This is a genomic window from Sedimentitalea arenosa, assembly GCF_016428585.1.
Classification (GTDB): domain Bacteria; phylum Pseudomonadota; class Alphaproteobacteria; order Rhodobacterales; family Rhodobacteraceae; genus Sedimentitalea; species Sedimentitalea arenosa.
The window spans coordinates 31,270-50,519 of sequence record NZ_JAELVR010000006.1; the positions used below are offsets into that span (position 1 = coordinate 31,270).

A 19,250-nucleotide genomic window follows, 5' to 3' on the forward strand; every position below is an offset into this window, starting at 1 on the left:
TCACCTCATGAAGTTCAGCAGCGACAACTTCGACGATCGAACGGTCACCGTGTACAGGGTTTCCAATTGAAACTGTGCCTGTTCCAACCGGGTTGCGGTCTCGAATGGGTCAGCCTCGAGGAGGGCATTGCGCGCATATTCGAGCCCGGTGCGGGCGGATTCATTGCGTGCGATCGAATCCTCGATCCGTGCTTCCGCGAACCCGAGATCGGCACGCACGGCGGTCAGCCCGTCCTGGCCCGCAGTAAGACTGCCGGCGGAATGCCGGAAGAGCTCCGCCTGCAAGCCGGTATCAAAGCCAAGCGACGCATCGCCTGCCAGCGCGGCGAGTGCCATGCCGCTCATAATGTTGCGGAATTCGGCATCGTCGGCCTTGAGCGAGAAGCCGACTTCCTGGCCGGGACCGATCTGGAACGGTGCCAGCGTATCGTCCGCCCCACCATACATGACCGCCTTGAAACCGGATGGATCCGAGAACCAGTCGTCGACGGCGGTGCGTACATCGCCAGCGTCGGTCATGCCGGCCACGAGGGTCTTGAGTTCAGACATCATCGTGTCCACAGACGCCAGCGGTGCGCGATCGGTCGCGACCCCGGCAAAGAGGCTCCGCCCGCCGGCGGAGGAATTCAGCGCGCCTATGGTGAGGCCGAGAGTGTCCCTGGCCTGGGTTCCGAGATTCTGACCGACGGCACTCAGAGTCGACGGATTGACCGAGATCATCGCTGAGCTCAGGCGCGACGCGTCGTTCTGAATGGTTTCCAGACTCACCTGCGCGGCATCGGTGAACAAACGCGCCTCGCTGGCGGCAACCGTGAAGCCTTCCAGCCGCGTAAGGTTTCGGTCGATGTCCGACAGGTAGCCGAAATCATTCCCGACCCGAGACGCCGCATCGCTGACCCGTCCGGTGCTCAGCTCATTTGAAAGGGTCGCGACCGTCTGTTTCAGTTCCGCGCTGCGGCTTCTGAGCATCAAGGTCTGGGCGAGATCGCCAATGGATGTCATGTTCATCTGTCAAAGCCTCAGCAGGGTTTCCATCATGTCGTCGATCGCCGAGATCATCCGGGCGTTGGCCGAATAGGCTTGTTCGACGATCATGAGCGTCTGCAATTCTGCGTCGGTATCGACGCCCTGTTCGAGTTCGATCCGGGTCATCTCCGTCTTGCTCGCGGTCGCGAAGGTCAGGGTCTGGCCGGAAAAGCTCGCGTTCTGTGCCGCGCGCGACATCAGGGCGGATCCGAGGCCGGCTGCGGTCTTCAGGCCGGTGCCGAGTGTGGTCGATGCCGGAGTGCGCGCCTCTTCGAGAACATCGGCAAACGCTCTGATCTGGCTGGCGTCTCCCGGCAGACCCGGACCGCTCGCCCCGAGTCCCGCTCGCAGCCTCCAGGATTCGCCGCCCTCTGCCGGATCGACCACCTTGTTCAGCGACAGGCGACCGGCGAGACCGGTTTCGAGCAGCGGGTCGAAAGTGGCGCCCGCATCCGTGAAAAGGCCGGGATCACCGACGGATGCACTCGGATCGAGCGAGGGAGTCTCGAACCGTTCGATCAGATCTCTTGCCACGGTGTCGAGGTCGGCCTGTGCGGAAACGGAAAGATTGTCCCTGATCTCGAACTCCGCAGCCAACGAGCCACCCGCAATCGCGCTCGCACCGAGCGCGACCCCGTTGATATCCAGACCCGACAGGGCTCCGTTTCCGACGGTCATGTCCGGCGTGATGATCCCGGTCGGGGTAAAGCCGATTCGCGCGGCCTGGCCATCCAGCAGGATCGCGCCGCCGTCCGTGTAGAGCGCGATCTGTCCATAGTCGCGATCCACCTGGTTGACCGGCACGATCTCGTTGATCTGGTCGACGAGGCCCTGTCGCTGATCCAACAGCGACGCGATGTCGCTGCCGGAAGACTGCGTAGCCGTGATTTTCAGGTTCAGTTTCCGCACGTTGCTCAACGCGTCGTTCAGGCGTTCGATCTGAACACCGATCGCCGTGTCTGCCTCGTTGCGCATCCGCGAGACGCCATCTGCGGCGGCGGTGATATTGTCGACGAGCGCATTCGCCGCCTGCACGACTCCGTTGAGTCGCAAGGTCGACTCCGGTTGGCTGGCGGCAGAAATCAAGGCGCTTTCCAGACCGGCGATCCGCGATCCGATTGACGTCTGATCGGTCGGATCACCGACCAGTGCCTGGAACCTGTCATGAAAACGCGACAGTGTCTGCGCGTTGCCGAACTCCGCGTCGGCCGCACGCCGTTCCGAGACGATACCCGGATCCGCGTGACGTTGCACTCCAACGACGCGGACCCCCGATCCGGCGGTGCCGTAGGACGCCAGTTCCAGAGACCGGCGTGCGTATCCAGGCGTCATGACATTGGCGAGATTGTCCGAAACGACCCCGGACGCACGACTCGCGGCCGTCAATCCGGAAATCGCGCTGCTTAAAGCCGATGACAGGCTCATGACTGTATCTCCTTGAGGAACGGGCGACCCGGGGTGTCAGCGGCCGGATCAGCGCTTGATGTTCGTGGTTTCCTGCAGCATCTCGTCCACCGTTTGGATGACCTTGGCATTGGAGGAATAGGCCCTCTGGGTCCGGATCATGGCCGTGAGTTCGCTCGCCACATCCGTTGCGGATTCCTCGCGAGCATAGGAGACGATCTCGCCCGTGGGTCCATCGCCTGCGTCCCACATGAAGAAGGAACCGCTTTCGGTCGACGGCATGTAGGTCTGGTTGTCCAGTGCCTTCATGCCGTTCGGATTAGGCAGATCGATCAACGGCACCTGGAAGATCGTGCGCGTGGCGCCGTTGTCGAAGTAGGCGCGGACCAGGCCATTCGCATCCACCTCGACCCCCGTCATCGTGCCGACGGGGAAACCGTCCTTCTCGATCGAGATGGGCGCAAAGGTATCGGAAAGTTGCGACAGGCCGCCGTCCAGGCCGGGTCCGCCGATCGAGATCTCGATCGGCCCGCCAGCCACGTTCACGACCAAGCTCCCGGAGGCAGCGTCATAGGCCCCGCCGGAGACGGTCGCCACGGATGCCAAGCTGCCACCGGCACCGCGCGTATCGTCGAATGTCAGAGTGTATTCCCCCACCACCGCGTTGCCGGAAGCCGTATCACGCAGGACCATCGTCCACTCGTTGGACGTTCCGGTGGCGGGCACGGTCGGCGTCATCTGCAGGGTCAGGTTCTGGGACGTGCCGGTATTGTCGAAGTACTCGATGGAAACCGACTGCATGTTGCCCTTTGCGGCCGCGTTGGTCTCGGTCGCCGGCAGGTTCAGGCTGACGTCGATGCTGGTCGTCGGCTCCGCAGTGACGCGGTTGACCTTGAGTTGCACCGGTTCGAGCCCGTCAGCGGTATCACGTGGATAGCTCGGTATCGTGCCATCCGCCAGAGCGGGCCATCCCAACAGCACAAGGCCCGACTCGCTGAGGAGGTAACCGTCCTTGTCGGTGCGGAACGAACCTGTCGTGGACAGCATCATCGTCTGTTCGCCATCGCCGCTGGTTACATCGCCATAGGCTGCGACCGGCAGCATGCCCCGGCCCCGCACCGCAAGGTCGGTCGCGTTGGAGGTCGAAACGAGGGGGCCGCGTTCGTCGATCAGCCGCTGTGTCGTCGCCCGCACGCCACCCGCAGAATAGGATCCGCCCGAGGAGGAAATGACCATGGAGTGAAAGTCTGCCTCCACCCTCTTGTAGCCATAGGTCGACGAGTTCGCGATATTGTCTGAAATCGACGCCAATCGGGTGGAGTTCGCGGACAACCCCGCTATTCCCGCGTTGAGCGAAGAGGAAATGGTCATGGACACGCCTTTCTGCTGCATCAAGAGATCTTGACGCAACAGGTACCGCACGGCGGTTTAACATCGCGCTAACAGCTAAAATCCTCCGTAACTCATTGCTTGTCCGACCGCAGCAGGATGACTTCGATCCGGTTGTTCCTGTTGGACATGGTGTTTCTCACCGCGGGCTTGCGATCGGCGTGGCCGGTCACGCGATGGATCCGTGCGGGCTTGGTTCCCGCCGCTTCGAGCAACTGGCGCGTGCGGTCCGCGCGGGCGGCGGAGAGCTCCCAGACAGGGTTGCGAACCAGAACAACCGGATGCGCCCGGATATGACCTTCGACCGCGATCGCGTTTTCGACCAGCCCCCCCACGCGGGAGATCATGCCGACCATGTCCCGGAACAATGGCGTCGGATCGCTCGTGCCCTCCTCGAACAGAGGTGCGCCGTCCAGCGCGAACATCTCGATGATCAGGCCCTCGTCGGTGACGCGCGTCACGATATGCTTGAGCGCCTCCGTGGTCACCATGCTCTCACCGCCAAGAGCGGTCAGCATCTCCTCGATCTCGTCGAACTTCGGTTTATCGACCGAGTTTCCAATGGTCGCGCCGGGCGACTTGAACGTGGCCTCCGGGAACTTCTGAGACGCACCCGTTCCGTCCTCGAGCAGTTCGTCTTCCGAGAACATGTTGGTGCCGCCAAACGCGCCTTCGCCACCCCCCGAGACCCGACTGATCGGGACGGATGGCGCGAAATAATCCGCCAGGCCTTTTCTCTGTTTTTCGGTCGTCGCGTTCAACAGCCACATCAACATGAAGAACGCCATCATTGCTGTCACGAAATCCGCATAAGCGACCTTCCAGGCGCCACCATGATGACCGCCTGCGACAATGACCTTCTTACGTTTGATGATGACCGGCGCGACATTCGTCGACGCACTCATCTCCACCACCTTTTCTCACCCGAGAACCGGGATAGCAGACAGGATGTTAAGGCGGTTTTAACAGGTAAAGTTGTTCGGGATTTCGCATGATCCAAGATCAGGCCTGATGCGCAGAGCAACTACCCGGTCGAGGGTTCTCTCGTGCCTTTCAGACGCTCACGAACGCCCTGCAGGATCACGTAGAGCACCGGCACCAGGACCACCCCGACCAGCGTCGCCGCGAGCATGCCACCGAAGACCGCGACGCCGATGGCCTTCTGACTGGCCGCGCCTGCGCCGGAGGCCAGAAGAAGCGGGACGACACCCAGAAGGAAGGACAGCGCCGTCATCATGACCGCGCGGAATCGCTGCCCGGCGGCGTCCATCGCGGCCTCGGCGATACTCATCCCGCTGGCGCGCCGCTCCATCGCGAATTCCACGATCAGAATCGCGTTCTTGGATGCCAGCCCAATCAACATGATCATACCGATCTGCGTGTAGAGATTGACGTCGCTGCCCGCCACGGCGACCGCACATAACGCGCCGAACAGGGCGACGCTCACGGACAGGAGAATACCCAGAGGCATCGTCCAGCTTTCGTATTGGCCAACAAGGAACAGGTAACCGAACACCACGGCCATCGCGAGAATCAACACGACGAGCCCCGAGGATTCGAGCTGCTGCTGCGCCGTGCCCGTCCATTCATAGGAATAGCCCGGCGGCAGCGCGGCTGCGGCTTCCTCCTGAAGCACTCGGATCGCGTCTCCGGTCGACAGACCCGGCGCGGGAACGGCGGTCACGGTGGCCGAACGGAACATGTTGTATCGGTTCAGCAAGACCGGGCCGAGCACGTTTTCGACATCCAGCAACGTGCCCAGTGGCACCATTTCACCGGTCTGCGACCGGACATAGAGCGCCGCGATGTCCTCGACCTTGTCTCGATAGCTGCCGTCCGCCTGGATCATCACCCGGTAGACACGACCGAACAGGTTGAAATCGTTCACGTAATAGGAGCCCATATAGGCCTGCAGGGTCAGGAACACATCGCTGACGAACACGTCCAGAGACTTGGTCTTCTCGCGGTCGAGATCGACGAAAACCTTGGGCACGTTGGCGCGGAACGTCGTGTAGGCCTGCGCGATCTCCGGCCGCTGGTTCGCCGCATAGACCAGTGAACCCAACGCGGCCGACAGCTCCTGAGCGTTGCCACCGCCGGTCTGCTGCACTTTCATCTCGACCCCGGCGCTCATCCCCAGGCCGCTGATCGGCGGCGGATTGAAGGCGAGGACACTGGCGCTGACCTCCTGGTTGGCGATGGCGAGAATGCGTTGCAGGATGCCCTGCGCCGACAGCTCGGGAGTCGTGCGTGCGTCCCAGGGATCCAGGTTGACGATCAGCATCGCTCCGTTTGATCCGGTGCCGCTCAGCATGCTGAAGCCATTGACCGACACGGTGCTGGCAACGCCGGGGATCGCCATGATTCGTCCGTTGATCCTCTCGGTCACGACTTCGGTGCGAGGCAGCGCCGCGGCGTCGGGCAACTGAACGTCGACGAAGAGATATCCGTTGTCCTCCGATGGCAAAAACCCCGCGGGCAGCACCTTGAGAAGGCTTCCGGAGCCGAGGACGACCGCAACCAGGATCGCGATCCCGAGCAGCGGCAGCCGCACCAATCTGCGTACGATCCCGACATAGACACCGCGCGCACCGTCGACACCCTGCTCGAACCCGGCGAGCACGCCGGTCGCGGGTCCGGAACGCGGTTTCAGGATCAACGCGCAGAGCGCCGGAGAAAGGGTCAGCGCATTGATCGACGAGATCACGACAGCGATCGAGATGGTCACCGCAAACTGCGAATAGAGCCGCCCAGTTATGCCCGGCATGAAGGTGACCGGCACGAACACCGCCAGTAGAACGAGGGTCGTGGCGATGACGGGTCCGGTGATCTGCCCCATCGCTTTTCGCGCGGCCTCCGGCGGCGACAGGCCCTCCTGCGCGATCAGACGCTCGACGTTTTCGACCACGACGATGGCGTCGTCAACCACGATGCCGATGGCCAGAACCAGTGCGAACAGCGACACCGTGTTCAGAGACATCCCCAGCAACAGCAGGAAAGCGAAGGTGCCGATCAGCGACACTGGGATAGCCACCGCTGGAATGATCGTTGCGCGCAGGTTGCCAAGGAAAACGAAGACCACCGAGATCACGAGCGCAAAGGTCAGGATCAGGGTTGAAACGACGTCCGACAGCGATTGCTCGACGAAGTCCGTCGTGTTGAAGGGCACCTCATAGGCGACATCGTCGGGAAAGGTCGCCGAAAGCCGTTCGAGTTCGGACAGCACGCCCTCGGACACGGCCAGCGCGTTTTCACCCGGTGCCTGATAGACTGCCAGAACCGTTGCCGGCAGGCCGTCAAAGCGACCGGATGCATTGTAGTAGTTGGCGCCCAGTTCGACCTGCGCCACATCGCGCACGCGCACGATGCTGCCCGCATCGCCGGTGCGGATCACGATATTCTCGAAATCCCGCACCGAGACCAGGCGCCCCTTGGAGGTGACCGTGTACTGGAACTGTTGCCCTTCGGGCACCGGCGGCGCCCCGATCTGCCCGGCCGAGACTTCCAGGTTCTGCTCTCGGATCGCGGCGATCAGGTCGGCGGGCGTCATACCAAGGCTCGCCAACCGGTCGGGGCGCATCCAGATCCGCATCGCGTAGGCGAAATTCGTCAGCACTTCGGCCTTGCCGACACCCGGCACCCGCGCCAGCGCGTCCTTCAGGTTGATCGAGGCATAGTTGGACAGGAAAACCTCGTCATACGTCCCGTCCGGCGATGTCAGGACCGCGACCAGAAGCATGTTGGTCGATGCCTTCTGGGTCACCACGCCCGAGGACGTCACCTCGGTCGGCAGGCTCGACATCGCCTGTGCCACGCGGTTCTGCACGTTGACCGACGCGATATCGGGATCTGTGCCCACTCCAAAGGTAACCGATAGCGAATAGGACCCGCTGTCCGAACTGTCCGAAGACATGTAGATCATGTCGTCCACGCCGTTCACCTGCGCTTCGATCGGCGCAGCCACCGTGTTCTCGACGGTTTCGGCGTTCGCCCCGGTATAGTTCGCCGTCACGTTCACGACGGGGGGCGTGATGTTCGGGAACTGCTCGACCGGCAGCACGGCATAGCCGATGCCGCCCAGCAGGGTCAGGACCAGCGATATGACCATCGCCATCTTCGGGCGATCGATGAAAACAGACGAGAACACCCGCTACTGCCCTTCTGCCACGCCGGTCATCACCGGGTCCACCTGGACACCAGGCCTGACGCGTTGCAACCCCTCGACGATCACGCTTTCGCCCTCCATCAGGCCTTCGGTCACGACGATGCCGGTGCCGACCTGATTGCCGGTCTGGATGTATCGCTGTTCGACCATCTGTTGCGCGTTCACCACCAGCACGAAATCGCCGCGCTGGTCCCGCTGGACCGAGGGTTGTGGCACCAGCAGGACCTCGGCCGGTTGAAGCGCCTGGATCCGAACCTGCAGGAACGCACCGTCGACGATCAGTTGGCGTTCGTTTTCGAACCGGGCAAGCAAAGTTATGGTCCCGGTCGTCGGCGAAATGCGATTGTCCATGAATACGATCATGCCCGCTTCCTCAAGCTGCGTGCCATTGGGCAGGGTCACGAAGACATCGGGACTCCGTCCTGTCTCGGCCAGCTTGGCGGACGTGGTTTCGAGCGTTTCCAGAACGTTGGCCAGCTGCTTTTCGCTCAGCGAAAAGGCCACGTGGATCGGAGCCTCGCGCACCAGGTTTACCAGCGGCGGCGTCGATGGCCCGACCAGTTCGCCGACGCTCACTCCCAGCTGGCCGATGCGGCCCGAGAACGGCGCGTGGATATCGGTATAGCTCAGTTCGAGCTCGGCTTGCCGGATGGCCGCCTCGGCGGATTTCACCGCCGCTTCGGCGCTCAACTCGTTGGCACGGGCGATGTCGCGCTCGGATTCCGGTGCCGATCCCCGCGCCAGAAGCTCGGACTTGCGCGCCAGTTCGATCGAGGTCAGCTCGAGATCCGCCTGCGCCTTGGCAAGCTCGGCCCGGCGCGACTCGAGCGTCGCGGCATAGCTGTCATCCTCGATCCTGAACAGCAGTTGTCCCCGTTCGACCTCGGCGCCGTTCCGGACAGGGATCTCTTCGACGAAACCGCTGACGCGGGCGACGATATCGACCTCGTCGATGGCCTGACCCTTGCCGATAAGGACCACTTCGTCGATCACTTCCTCGGTATAGGCCGCCGCGATCGCCACTTTCGGCGCCTGTGCGGATTGCTGGGCGGAAAGGCTTCCGGCGGCGAGACAGAGCATCACCGACATGAGCGGTCCGATTGGCAACAGGCAGAAAGACTTGGTCATGCAGGAAAGCCCTTGAGCATTGTGACACGAAACGGAATCGAATCGATTGTTCCACCAAACCTAGCGGCTTGACCCGATTGAAGATACCGACGCAAACCGCCTGACTTGATTGTAGCCGGCTGCGTGGTCGCGCGGCCACCCGGTGTCGGCGTTCACAGCCTATCCGCGGCCGAAGTCACGGTAGCGTTTGACGAAAAGTCTCCACCGTGGGTAGAGTTGATCATTGATTTCGGACATTCGCGAACCCCGAGGCGGGGTCCTCAGGGAGCATCGACATGGCAAACGTTTTTCTGCCCGGACAACCCGTTGCGTTCTTGCAGGACGACGCTTTCTGGCCCCCGGAACTCGACGACATCATGGAAGGCAAGGTTTTGGGTGCCGGGCGCATCCAGCGAGGGCGCAGCGGCGAGGCCGGACCCGAATCCTTTCCGGTCGAGGATGTTCAACCGACAGACATCGTCGAGATCGAGCTCGAAGACGGGCTGAAACTCTGGCAATCGGTCGAAGACACACAGAGCGATTTCGCGGCCGACGCCGGACGCTCGGGCAGCGATCAGGCGCTGCTGGTTCCACGCACGCTGACGTTCTCGACCGAGGGAGACGCCAGCCGCGGACTGCGCGACCACCTCGTACGAGCGATCCGCGTCATGCGCGGCGATCCAATCGGCAAGGCGGGTGAATTGTCGGCCCTGAAACTGGCCGAGAAGATCGAAGAGAAGATCAATCCCGGCTTCTACCGCTGCACGCGCAGTATCGGTGACGGCGACGGGCGCATCGCTCTGACCGCCGCCAAGACCGAGGACGTGCCCGCCAACAAGAAGATCCTCGTCCTGCTGCACGGCACCTTCTCGAGCACCGAGGGCAGCTTCGGCGACCTGGCCTTTGCCCCCAAGGCCGAGGTCTGGGACAAGCTCGAGGCCGCCTATCCCGGCGGTATCTTCGCGCTCGAGCACAAATCGGTCACGCAGAGTCCGGTCAGGAACGCGACCGACCTGGTCAAGATGCTGCCCAAGGGTGCCGAGGTCGGCCTCATGTCGCATTCGCGCGGCGGCATGATCGCCGAGTTGATCTGCCGCGCCGCACGCACGGACGTGAAGGAGTCCGGCGCCATCGACGAGATCGACATCGAGATCTTCCAGTCCATGAAGGAGCGCCGCACCCAGGTCACCGAATTGCGCAGGCTCCGCGATGCGCTGGCCGAAAAGGAGCTCAAGGTGGACCGCGTGGTGCGGGTCGCCGGCCCCATCGCGGGCACGACGCTGGCCTCCGAACGGCTCGACCGCTACCTGTCGGTCGCCCTGAACGTGTTCGAGCTGATCCCCGTTCTCAAGCGCACCGGCGCGGCCGATTTGCTCAAGGCGTTCCTGCTGGCCTTCATCCGCACCAAGGCCGATCCGAATACCCTGCCCGGGCTTGAAGCAATGATGCCGGGCAGCCCCCTGACCCGGATGCTGAACCGCGAAGACGTGCGCTATTCCAACCGGTTGTGGGTGGTCGGCGGCGATACCGAGGGGACGGGCGTGCTGCAAAGGCTGGGCGTGCTCGCAGCCGACCTGTTCTTCCGCGCCGAGCATGATTTCGTGGTCAACACCGCTTCGATGTCGCGCGGCGGGATACGCGACATGCAATCCAAACCGTTCCTGTCCAAGGGACCGGAAGTGTCGCATTTCAGCTACTTCCACAATCCCAAGTCTCGCCGCGAGATCATCGGTGCCGCCATCGAGGATGACACCAGTTTCGTGATCCTGCCCGCGTCGCGCGGCGTCGTGTCAGGCGGTGTGCCCGAGGAGGAGAAGCTCCCCGACCTGACCTCGCGCGCCGGCGCCAGCGATCCGGTCTGCTTCATCCTGCCCGGCGTGATGGGCAGCCACCTGTCCCAGGATGGCGACTGGATCTGGACCAATCCGCTCAAGATTCCGTTCGGTGGACTCGACCGCCTGCGCATCGACCAGCCCAAGGTGAGCGCCAGCGGCGCCCTGAAATCGCGCTTCTGGGACTTGGCGCGCTACCTGTCGCGCAGCCACAAGGTGATCCCCTTCGACTATGACTGGCGATTGTCGATCCTCGAACAGGGCCACGCCACGGCGGCCCGAAAGCTCGGCAACCTGGTCGAGAAGGAACTGGACCGCACGGAGAACACCGGCCAGCCGATCCGGTTCCTCGCGCATTCCATGGGCGGGCTGATCGTCCGCGCGATGTTCCAGAACCGGCCCGATCTCTGGGCCCGGATCAAGCGGCGCGAGGGCAGTCGCTTCGTGATGCTCGGCACGCCCAATGGCGGCGCGTTCTCGATGATGCGCACCCTGCTGGGCCGGGACAGTGCGATCCGCAAGCTGGCCATGGTCGACATCCGCAACGAACTACGCGAGCTGCTCGCCATCGTCGCCGGAATGCCCGGCGCGCTTCAACTGCTGCCCAGCGACGACAATGGACGCTATCTCAGCGATCCGTTCTGGGAACAGCTCCACGGCCTGCACGGGGACGATTGGGTCAAGCCCGACGCCGCCTCGCTCGCCGCCGCGCGCGCAGGCCGCAAGGCGATCGACGATCATGTTCTGGACCCCGAATTCACCTGCTATGTCGCCGGCCACGGCACCAGCAACACGCCGTCCTCGATTCGACTCGACCCGACGGCCAACGGACCGGAACGGATCAGGTTCTTCGCGACGCCGCAGGGCGACGGCACGGTGACCTGGAAGACCGGCATCCCTCCCGGCATCCCGACCTGGTATGTCGACGCGATACACGGAGACATGCCCCGCACGGAAAGCGCCTTTCCCGGCTATCTCGACCTGCTCAGGACCGGCAAGACCGACAAGCTCGACCGGCAGCCGCCCATGCGCAGCCGCGGCCTCGCCGATGTCGAGACCGAAATCCACGACTTGCCGATCGAAGTCTATCCCGACCAGGAGGACATTCTCGACGACTTCCTCGGGTCGAGCCACGCCGCCCCGGACCTGGTGCCGGCCAAGCCGCGCAAGGTCCGCGTTTCTCTTGTGCACGGGAACCTGCGCTTCGCAAGCTTCCCGCTTGCCGTCGGGCATTACATCGATTCCCCCATGGCCGGGGCAGAAGCGGCGCTGGACGAAGCGCTCGACCGCGATCTGTCGCGGGTGCGTGACCTCGGGCTCTATCCCGGTGAACTCGGGACCTGCGAGGTCATCCTGCGTGACGACCAGTCGCCCAAGGGCGCGGTCGTCGTCGGGCTCGGCCCGCTCGGCGCGCTGACTCCCGGAGAGCTCAAGGACAGCTTCCGCCAGGCGGTGCTGCGGTACTGCCTGATCGTGCGCGAACGGCGCAAGGCGCACGGGCTGTCCCAATCCGAGCCGGAATCGATCGACCTGTCGACGCTGCTGGTGGGGCATCGGGGCACCAACATGTCGGTGCAGCAGAGCGTCGAAGCCATCCTGCAGGCGGTGGCCGAAGCCAACCGCGTGCTGGGCGACGCACCGGGCATCTGTCACCTGCAATTCGTCGAGCTTTACGACGACACGGCGCACCAGGCCGCCAGCGCTCTGGACAACATCCGCTCGCTGGGACGGATCGGCACCGCCTTCGAATTTGACGGCGAGGTGCGCCGAATCCAGGACGCACGGGTGCGCACCCATCTCGACCGCCAGACCGACCTCTGGCGACGCATCACCGTTACCCGTCCGGACCCCGAGAAGAACGAACTGAAATACGTGGTGGTCAGCGACACGGCCAAGACCGAACATACTGCCACGGTGATCCAGCCCAAGGTCTTCCAGGGCCTGCTCAACCAACGCAGCACCGGCACCGCCACCGACCGCGAGATCGGCAAGCTGCTTTTCGAACTGCTGATCCCGCTCGACCTCAAGAGCTTTGCTCGCGACAACCAGAACATCACGCTGGAACTGGACGAACACACCGCCGTCTATCCCTGGGAACTGATGGAGGACGATTTCCGCACCTACGAGTTCGTCGGTGCGGATCGCGTCCCCGATGGCGACGATCCGGCCGAGCAGAACAAGCCGATGGTGATCCGCGCGCCGGTCATCCGCAAGCTGATCACCTCGGGTCCGAATCTGCCGCGCGCCAACCGCAAGCGCGCACTCGTCGTGGGCGACCCCAAGAGCGACCTTGCCCCGCTGGACGGCGCCGAGCGCGAAGCCAGAACCGTTCGCGCTGCCCTGTCCGGCCGCGACTGGGTCGTCGAAGACCTGATCCGCCCGCAGAACGGCTTTGACGTGATCAAAGCGATCATGCTGCGCCCGGCCAAGCTGATGCACCTCGCCGGTCACGGCGTCTATCGCGATGACCGCTTCAAGCAGACCGGCATGGTCCTCGGCTCCGATCTGTTCCTGACCGTCGCCGAGATCGACCAGATGCGCTATGTGCCCGAGCTTGTCTTCCTGAACTGTTGCCATCTCGGCCATACCGGCAGCAATCTGAACGAACTCGCCGCCAGCCTGTCCGTCGCCTTCATCAAGCGCGGCGTGAAGGCGGTGATCGCCGCCGGGTGGGAAGTCGCCGACGATCCGGCGGCCCATTTCGCCGAAGTGTTCTATGCCGAGATGCTGGCGGGCGGCACCTTCGGACGCGCCGTTCACCTGGCCCGCAGGCGCACCTTCGAGAAATTCCCCGACAAGAACACCTGGGGCGCCTACCAGTGCTATGGCGACGAAAGCTATCGTTTCGACGCCGAGATCGGCGACATCTGGTCCGAAGTCGAGGGCCGCAAGTACTACTCGGTCGACCAGGCCACCCGCGCCGCGCGGAACCTCGCGGAATCCGCAGCATCGGCCCGCAAGAAACGCGCCGTGCTGATGGACAGGCTGGAAGCCATCGAACAGAACGCCCAACCCTCCTGGCAGGCCGACAGCGACTGGCACCAGGCGATGGGTTGGGCCTACGCACGACTCAACGCCTTTGACGAAGCCATGGGGCATCTTGATTTCGCGCTGTCGCACCCCCGGTCGACGGGCTCGTTCCAGGCCATCGAGATGCTCGAGGAGTTGCGCCTGCAGAAGGCCACCAGCGATTGGCGCGCCGCGCAGGGCGAGACCGCGCGCAAACAGGCTGCTGCCGCTCTGGAAAAGACCGTGAAATCGGCATTGCTGTCCTTCGATCGGCTCGACGACCTGACCGGCGGCCGCCGCACCACCGCGCGCGAATGCCTGAAGGGCACCGCGTTCAAGCGACTCGTCCAGATCAAGAGCGATGCCGATCGCCAAACCGCCCTGTCGGACATGATAACCCACTATGCCAAGGCGATGGAGATGGTCTTTGACGAAGACCCCGAACGCATCCATCTCGACGCCGCGATCAACTGGGTCATCGGGATCATTCTGTCCGAGAAGATCAGCCAGGGCGGCACGTCGCCTGCCACCGGCGTCTCCGTCGATGTCTGGCTGGACCGGATCAGGACCGAGAGCGAGTTGCAGGACCGGCAGGAACCCTGCTTCCACAACGGGATCGTTCAAGCCCAGACAGAGGTGCTGCGCGGGCTGCACGACCAGGCCCATGCCACGGACGAGTCACTCGCGTCGATCAAGTCGAAGATCGCCATGGTCTGGCGGCGCGGCGGCTCCTTCGCGCAGGCGCAATCGCTGCGCGACCAGATCGGCTTCGTGCAGCAATTGATGGGGCGTATCGATCCGCATCGCGCAGAATGGCTCGACAAGATCGAACGCTTCGTCGACGATCTCACGCGAGATTTCGAATAGGCGGCGCGCCTCGATCTCAGAAATCCACCTCGATGGCGACGCCCTGTTCCACCGCCAGGTCGACCACGGCGGACGCGACGGCGAGGTCCTGAAGTCCGACACCGGTCCCATCGAACACGGTGATTTCCTGCGCGTCGGTCCGTCCAAGATGCGTTCCGTTGATGACCTCGCCGATCTGGATCAGGTCGGTCTCGGCGATCAGTCCCTCGGCCACGGCATGCTGCGCTTCACCCAGACTGACGGATTGCGCGACCTCGTCCGTAAAGACCGTGGCGCGCGCCAGCAACGCCGCCTCGACTTCCTGCTTGCCCTTGGTATCGGTTCCCATGCAGGCGACATGGGTTCCCGGACTCACGTGATCGGCCATCAGCGAGGGCGCAAAGGCCGATGTGATCGAGATGATGACGTCCGCCGCCCGCATCCCGTCCAACTCGACCGCCTCGAAGGGAAGGCCGGCCTCAGCGGCCACTTTCTCGATATTGGGCAGCATCTCGGGATGATAGTTCCAGCCGATCACCTTCTCGAAACCGCGCTGCTCCAGCGCCGCGCGCAGCTGGAAGGTCGCCTGGTGGCCCGCCCCGATCATGCCGATCACCTTGGCATCGGGCCGCGCCAGATGCCGGATCGACACCGACGACGCCGCCGCCGTGCGCAGGGCGGTCAGCAGGTTACCCCCGACCATTGCCCTGACCATCCCGGTATCGGGATCGAACAGGAAGACCGTGGACTGGTGATTGATCAGGCCCCGCCGTTCCAGGTTGTGGGGCCAATACCCTCCGGCCTTCAGACCGAGCGTCAACCCCGCGCCGTCGAATCCGCCCTTGAAGCCATAGAGCGCCTCTTCATGTCCGAGCGCCTCGCGGACCACGGGAAAGTTTCGCGCCTCGCCCGCCGCCATGGCAGCGAACACCTTCTCGACGGCCTCGAACGCCGCTTCGCGCGTCATCAGGTCGGCGATCTCGCGCTCCGGTACGATCAGCATCATGGGTCTCCCTGGCACACCGGTCGACAGACGACCGGTCTTCATCTTTGCAAAAATACTCTCGGGGGTCCGGGGGCAGACTGCCCCCGGCCTGTCGGATCACGCCAGCGATCCGAACCTGTTCAATACGCCTTGCCGCGCGCCGACACCGGCCAAAGGGTTTCGACCTTGCCGCCCCGCACGCCGACATACCAGTCGTGCACGTTGCAGGTCGGGTCGCAATGTCCCGGCACCAGGCGCAACTTGTCATTGACCTTCAGCACGCCCTCGGGGTCCGCGACAACGCCGTGCTCATCCGAACACTTGAGGTATTCCACGTCGTCCCGCCCGTAGATCGTCGGCAACCCGCTGTCCACCGACTGCGCCTTGAGCCCGGCATCCACGATCGCCTTGTCGGCCTTGGCATGGCTCATCACGGTGGTCAGGATGAATAGCGCGTTCTCCCATTCGCCCTGATCGATACGCTTGCCATCCTTGTCGAGAATCCGTCCGTAATCCGCATCCATGAACGCGTAGGAGCCGCATTGCAGTTCGTTGTACACACCCGAATTGCTCTCGAAGTAGTACGACCCGGTACCGCCACCGCCGACGATATCGCATTCCAGTCCCACAGCCTTCAGACCCTGGATCGCATCGGCGACCTGCGCCACTGCCACATCCAGCTTGGCCTTGCGGTCCTCGTAGCTGTCCATGTGCTGCATCGCGCCCTGGTAGGCCTGGATACCGGCGAATTTCAGCCCCGGTGCCGCATCGATCAGCTTGGCGATGTTGACAACGTCCTGTGTCGTGGTGACACCGCAGCGCCCCGCGCCACAATCGATTTCGACCAGCGCCTCGATCTCGGTGCCATGCTTCACCGCCGCTGCGGACAGGTCCTTGACGTTTTCGGGGTCGTCGACACAGCATAGAACCCGTGCGCCCAGCTTGGGCATCCGCGCCAGCCGGTCGATCTTGGCCAGGTCGGTCACCTGGTTGGACACCATCACGTCCTTGATGCCGCCGCGGGCAAACACCTCGGCCTCGCTTACCTTCTGACAACAGACCCCGCAGGCCCCGCCAAGCTCTTCCTGCAACTTGGCCACATCGACGGACTTGTGCATCTTTCCGTGCACGCGGTGGCGCATCCCGTGCGCGCGGGCATAGTCGCCCATCTTCTTGATATTGCGCTCCAGGGCGTCCAGATCGAGGATCAGACAGGGCGTCTGGATGTCTTTTTCATCCATGCCGGGAAGGGCCGGCACGTCATAGCCCACTTCGAGATTGTCGAAATTCGTCGGTGCGTTCATTGGTTCTCTCCCAGTTCAGCTCTTCATCCAGGGCAGCTTGTCGAGATCGACATTGCCGCCGGTTATCACCACGCCGACGCGCTCGCCGGCGAAGACGTCCCGGTTCTTCAGGATCGTCGCCAGCGGCACGGCGCAACTCGGTTCCATCACGATCTTCATCCGCTGCCAGGTCAGCTTCATCGCGTCGATGATCTCCTGCTCGGAGGCGGTGAAGATGTCGGTCACGTGATTGCTGACGAAATGCCAGGTCAGGTCCTTCAGCGGCACTTTCAACCCATCCGCGACCGTTTCCGGCGCATCGTCCGCGATGATGTGGCCGGCCTTGAAACTGCGGTAGGCATCATCCGCCTGTTCCGGCTCCGCGGCATAGATCTTCACCTCGGGCGCCAGGTTGGACAGGGTCAGGCAGGTGCCGGAAATCATGCCGCCGCCGCCGATCGGGGCGATCACCGCGTCAAGGCCGTCGGTCTGCTCCAGCAACTCGCGCGAACAGGTGCCCTGCCCGGCGATCACCCGCGGGTCGTTGTAGGGATGCACGAAATCCCCGCCTGTCTTGGCCTGCACCTCAGCGAACACCGCCTCGCGGCTGCTGGTCGACGGCTCACATTCGGTGATCGTGCCGCCATAGCCCCGCACCGCCGCCTTCTTGGCCTCGGGCGCGGTGCGCGGCATCACCACGTTGCAGGGAATACCGCGCCGACCCGCCGCATAGGACAACGACAAGGCGTGGTTGCCCGAGGAATGCGTGCACACCCCCTTGGCCGCATCGACCTCGCTCAGCCCGAACACCGCATTGCTGGCACCGCGCACCTTGAACGCACCGGCCTTCTGGAAGTTCTCGCATTTGAAGAACAACTCCGCCCCGGTCAGGTCATTGAAATAGGACGAGGTCAGAACCGGCGTGCGGTGAATATGGGGCTTGATCCGCTCATGCGCGGCCAGCATGTCCTCGAGAGTCGGTATATACATCTCTGCCGTATCCTTCATCATGCGGCCGCCTTCGCTGCGGTGCCGGACCCGTGGCGATAATAGTCCTGCGCCGCCGCGACGCCCGAGCCCAGCTTGATATCCAGCCCGAGGTCGACCATCACCATCTCGGCCGTGGCGAGACCCGACAGCATCATCGCATCGGTCAGGCTGCCGAGGTGGCCAATACGGAAGACCTTGCCCGCCACGTCGCCGAGACCCACTCCGAACGCCATACCATATTCGCTGGCCGCGCGGGTAACGATATCCGTGGCGTTGAACCCGTCCGGCGTGCGAACGGCGGACACGGTGTCTGAGTAGAGGTCAGGCGACACGGCGCAAAGCTCCAGCCCCCATGCCGACACCGCCCGGCGCACGCCCTCAGCGATGCGATGATGGCGAGCGAACACGTTCTCCAGCCCTTCCTCGAGCAGCATGTCGAGCGACAGTTTCAGGCCGTTCATCAACCCGACGGGCGGCGTGTAGGGATAGGCATTGGCGTCATAGCCCTTGGTCATGTCGCGAATATCGAAGAAGGTTCGTGGCAGCGTACCGGTCATGGTCGCGGCAATCGCCTTCTGACTGAAGCCGACGATTGCAAGCCCGGGAGGCAGCATGAAGCCCTTCTGACTACCGGTGACGGCGACATCGACACCCCATTCGTCCATGCGGAAATCCATCGACGCGATCGAACTGACGCCATCCACGAACAGCAATGCCGGGTGGTTTGCCGCATCCAGCGCACGCCGCACCGCGGCGATATCCGATTTCACGCCGGTGGCTGTCTCGTTATGGGTTGCCAGTACCGCCTTGATCCGGTGTCCCGTGTCGGCCTTCAGGACCTCCTCGTAGCGGTCGGCGGGCAGACCCTGCCCCCAGGGCGTGTCGATGATGGTGACATCCAGACCATGCCGCTGGCACATGTCGATCCACCGATGGCTGAACATACCGTTGCGCGCGGCCAGAATGCCGTCGCCTGCGGACAGGGTGTTGGTGAGCGCGGTTTCCCAGCCCCCAGTGCCGGTCGACGGAAAGATGAACACCTTGGCCTGTTCGGATTTCAGAACCTTGCGCACACCGTCGAGGCACGGGTGCAGGATCTTCCCGAACACCGGCGAGCGGTGGTCGATGGTGCCCATGTCGCACGCCTTGCGCAGGGTCTCGGGCATGTTTGTCGGCCCGGGTATGAAAACGGGATTCTGATAGCTCATGGCAGC

General features: G+C 63.4%; 11 protein-coding genes. 1 reads left to right on the plus strand and 10 read right to left on the minus strand.

The features are described 5' to 3' along the window. From JF290_RS09810 to JF290_RS09835, 6 genes are all read right to left on the minus strand, one after another. On the minus strand, positions 1–1,008 hold the full coding sequence (locus tag JF290_RS09810; RefSeq protein WP_199024685.1) for a flagellin: 1,008 nt from the start codon (positions 1,006–1,008) through the stop codon (positions 1–3). Between the two features lie 3 nt (positions 1,009–1,011). Continuing rightward, a complete protein-coding gene (gene flgK, locus JF290_RS09815) occupies positions 1,012–2,451 on the minus strand; it encodes a flagellar hook-associated protein FlgK (protein ID WP_199024686.1) in 1,440 nt (479 codons plus the stop codon). 48 nt (positions 2,452–2,499) lie between these two features. Further along, complete coding sequence (locus JF290_RS09820) at positions 2,500–3,801, minus strand: flagellar hook protein FlgE (RefSeq protein ID WP_233155261.1); 1,302 nt, start codon at positions 3,799–3,801, stop codon at positions 2,500–2,502. Between the two features lie 92 nt (positions 3,802–3,893). Beyond that, positions 3,894–4,724 (minus strand): OmpA/MotB family protein, encoded by an 831-nt coding sequence (locus tag JF290_RS09825; RefSeq protein ID WP_199024688.1) that lies wholly within the window; start codon positions 4,722–4,724, stop codon positions 3,894–3,896. Positions 4,725–4,843: 119 nt separating this feature from the next. Next, positions 4,844–7,966 (minus strand): efflux RND transporter permease subunit, encoded by a 3,123-nt coding sequence (locus JF290_RS09830; RefSeq protein WP_199024689.1) that lies wholly within the window; start codon positions 7,964–7,966, stop codon positions 4,844–4,846. A 3-nt stretch (positions 7,967–7,969) separates the two neighbouring features. After that, positions 7,970–9,112, minus strand: a complete 1,143-nt coding sequence (locus JF290_RS09835; protein WP_199024690.1) for an efflux RND transporter periplasmic adaptor subunit — start codon at positions 9,110–9,112, stop codon at positions 7,970–7,972. 275 nt (positions 9,113–9,387) lie between these two features. On the opposite strand from JF290_RS09835, the gene JF290_RS09840 reads away from it, so the two are divergent. Further along, a complete protein-coding gene (locus tag JF290_RS09840) occupies positions 9,388–14,799 on the plus strand; it encodes a CHAT domain-containing protein (RefSeq protein ID WP_199024691.1) in 5,412 nt (1,803 codons plus the stop codon). A 16-nt stretch (positions 14,800–14,815) separates the two neighbouring features. Here the strand turns inward: JF290_RS09840 and bhcD are convergent, their stop codons facing one another. The 4 genes from bhcD to bhcA form a co-directional block, all read right to left on the minus strand. Further along, entirely contained in the window at positions 14,816–15,781 is a 966-nt protein-coding gene (bhcD, locus tag JF290_RS09845) for an iminosuccinate reductase BhcD (RefSeq protein ID WP_199024692.1), read from the minus strand. Positions 15,782–15,903: 122 nt separating this feature from the next. After that, on the minus strand, positions 15,904–17,067 hold the full coding sequence (gene bhcC, locus JF290_RS09850; protein WP_199024693.1) for a 3-hydroxy-D-aspartate aldolase BhcC: 1,164 nt from the start codon (positions 17,065–17,067) through the stop codon (positions 15,904–15,906). Between the two features lie 15 nt (positions 17,068–17,082). After that, complete coding sequence (gene bhcB / locus JF290_RS09855; RefSeq protein WP_199024694.1) at positions 17,083–18,054, minus strand: beta-hydroxyaspartate dehydratase BhcB; 972 nt, start codon at positions 18,052–18,054, stop codon at positions 17,083–17,085. Beyond that, entirely contained in the window at positions 18,054–19,244 is a 1,191-nt protein-coding gene (gene bhcA, locus JF290_RS09860) for an L-aspartate--glyoxylate aminotransferase BhcA (RefSeq protein WP_199024695.1), read from the minus strand. The genes bhcB and bhcA overlap by 1 nt, the downstream gene beginning before the upstream one ends. Positions 19,245–19,250: the final 6 nt, after the last annotated feature.

Coding starts and splice junctions, on each gene's coding strand:
- JF290_RS09810 (WP_199024685.1), bottom strand. CDS start 1,008: ATGAACATGACATCCATTGGCGATCTCGCCCAGACCTTGATGCTCAGA.
- flgK (WP_199024686.1), bottom strand. CDS start 2,451: ATGAGCCTGTCATCGGCTTTAAGCAGCGCGATTTCCGGATTGACGGCC.
- JF290_RS09820 (WP_233155261.1), bottom strand. CDS start 3,801: ATGACCATTTCCTCTTCGCTCAACGCGGGAATAGCGGGGTTGTCCGCG.
- JF290_RS09825 (WP_199024688.1), bottom strand. CDS start 4,724: ATGAGTGCGTCGACGAATGTCGCGCCGGTCATCATCAAACGTAAGAAG.
- JF290_RS09835 (WP_199024690.1), bottom strand. CDS start 9,112: ATGACCAAGTCTTTCTGCCTGTTGCCAATCGGACCGCTCATGTCGGTG.
- JF290_RS09840 (WP_199024691.1), top strand. CDS start 9,388: ATGGCAAACGTTTTTCTGCCCGGACAACCCGTTGCGTTCTTGCAGGAC.
- bhcD (WP_199024692.1), bottom strand. CDS start 15,781: ATGCTGATCGTACCGGAGCGCGAGATCGCCGACCTGATGACGCGCGAA.
- bhcC (WP_199024693.1), bottom strand. CDS start 17,067: ATGAACGCACCGACGAATTTCGACAATCTCGAAGTGGGCTATGACGTG.
- bhcB (WP_199024694.1), bottom strand. CDS start 18,054: ATGAAGGATACGGCAGAGATGTATATACCGACTCTCGAGGACATGCTG.
- bhcA (WP_199024695.1), bottom strand. CDS start 19,244: ATGAGCTATCAGAATCCCGTTTTCATACCCGGGCCGACAAACATGCCC.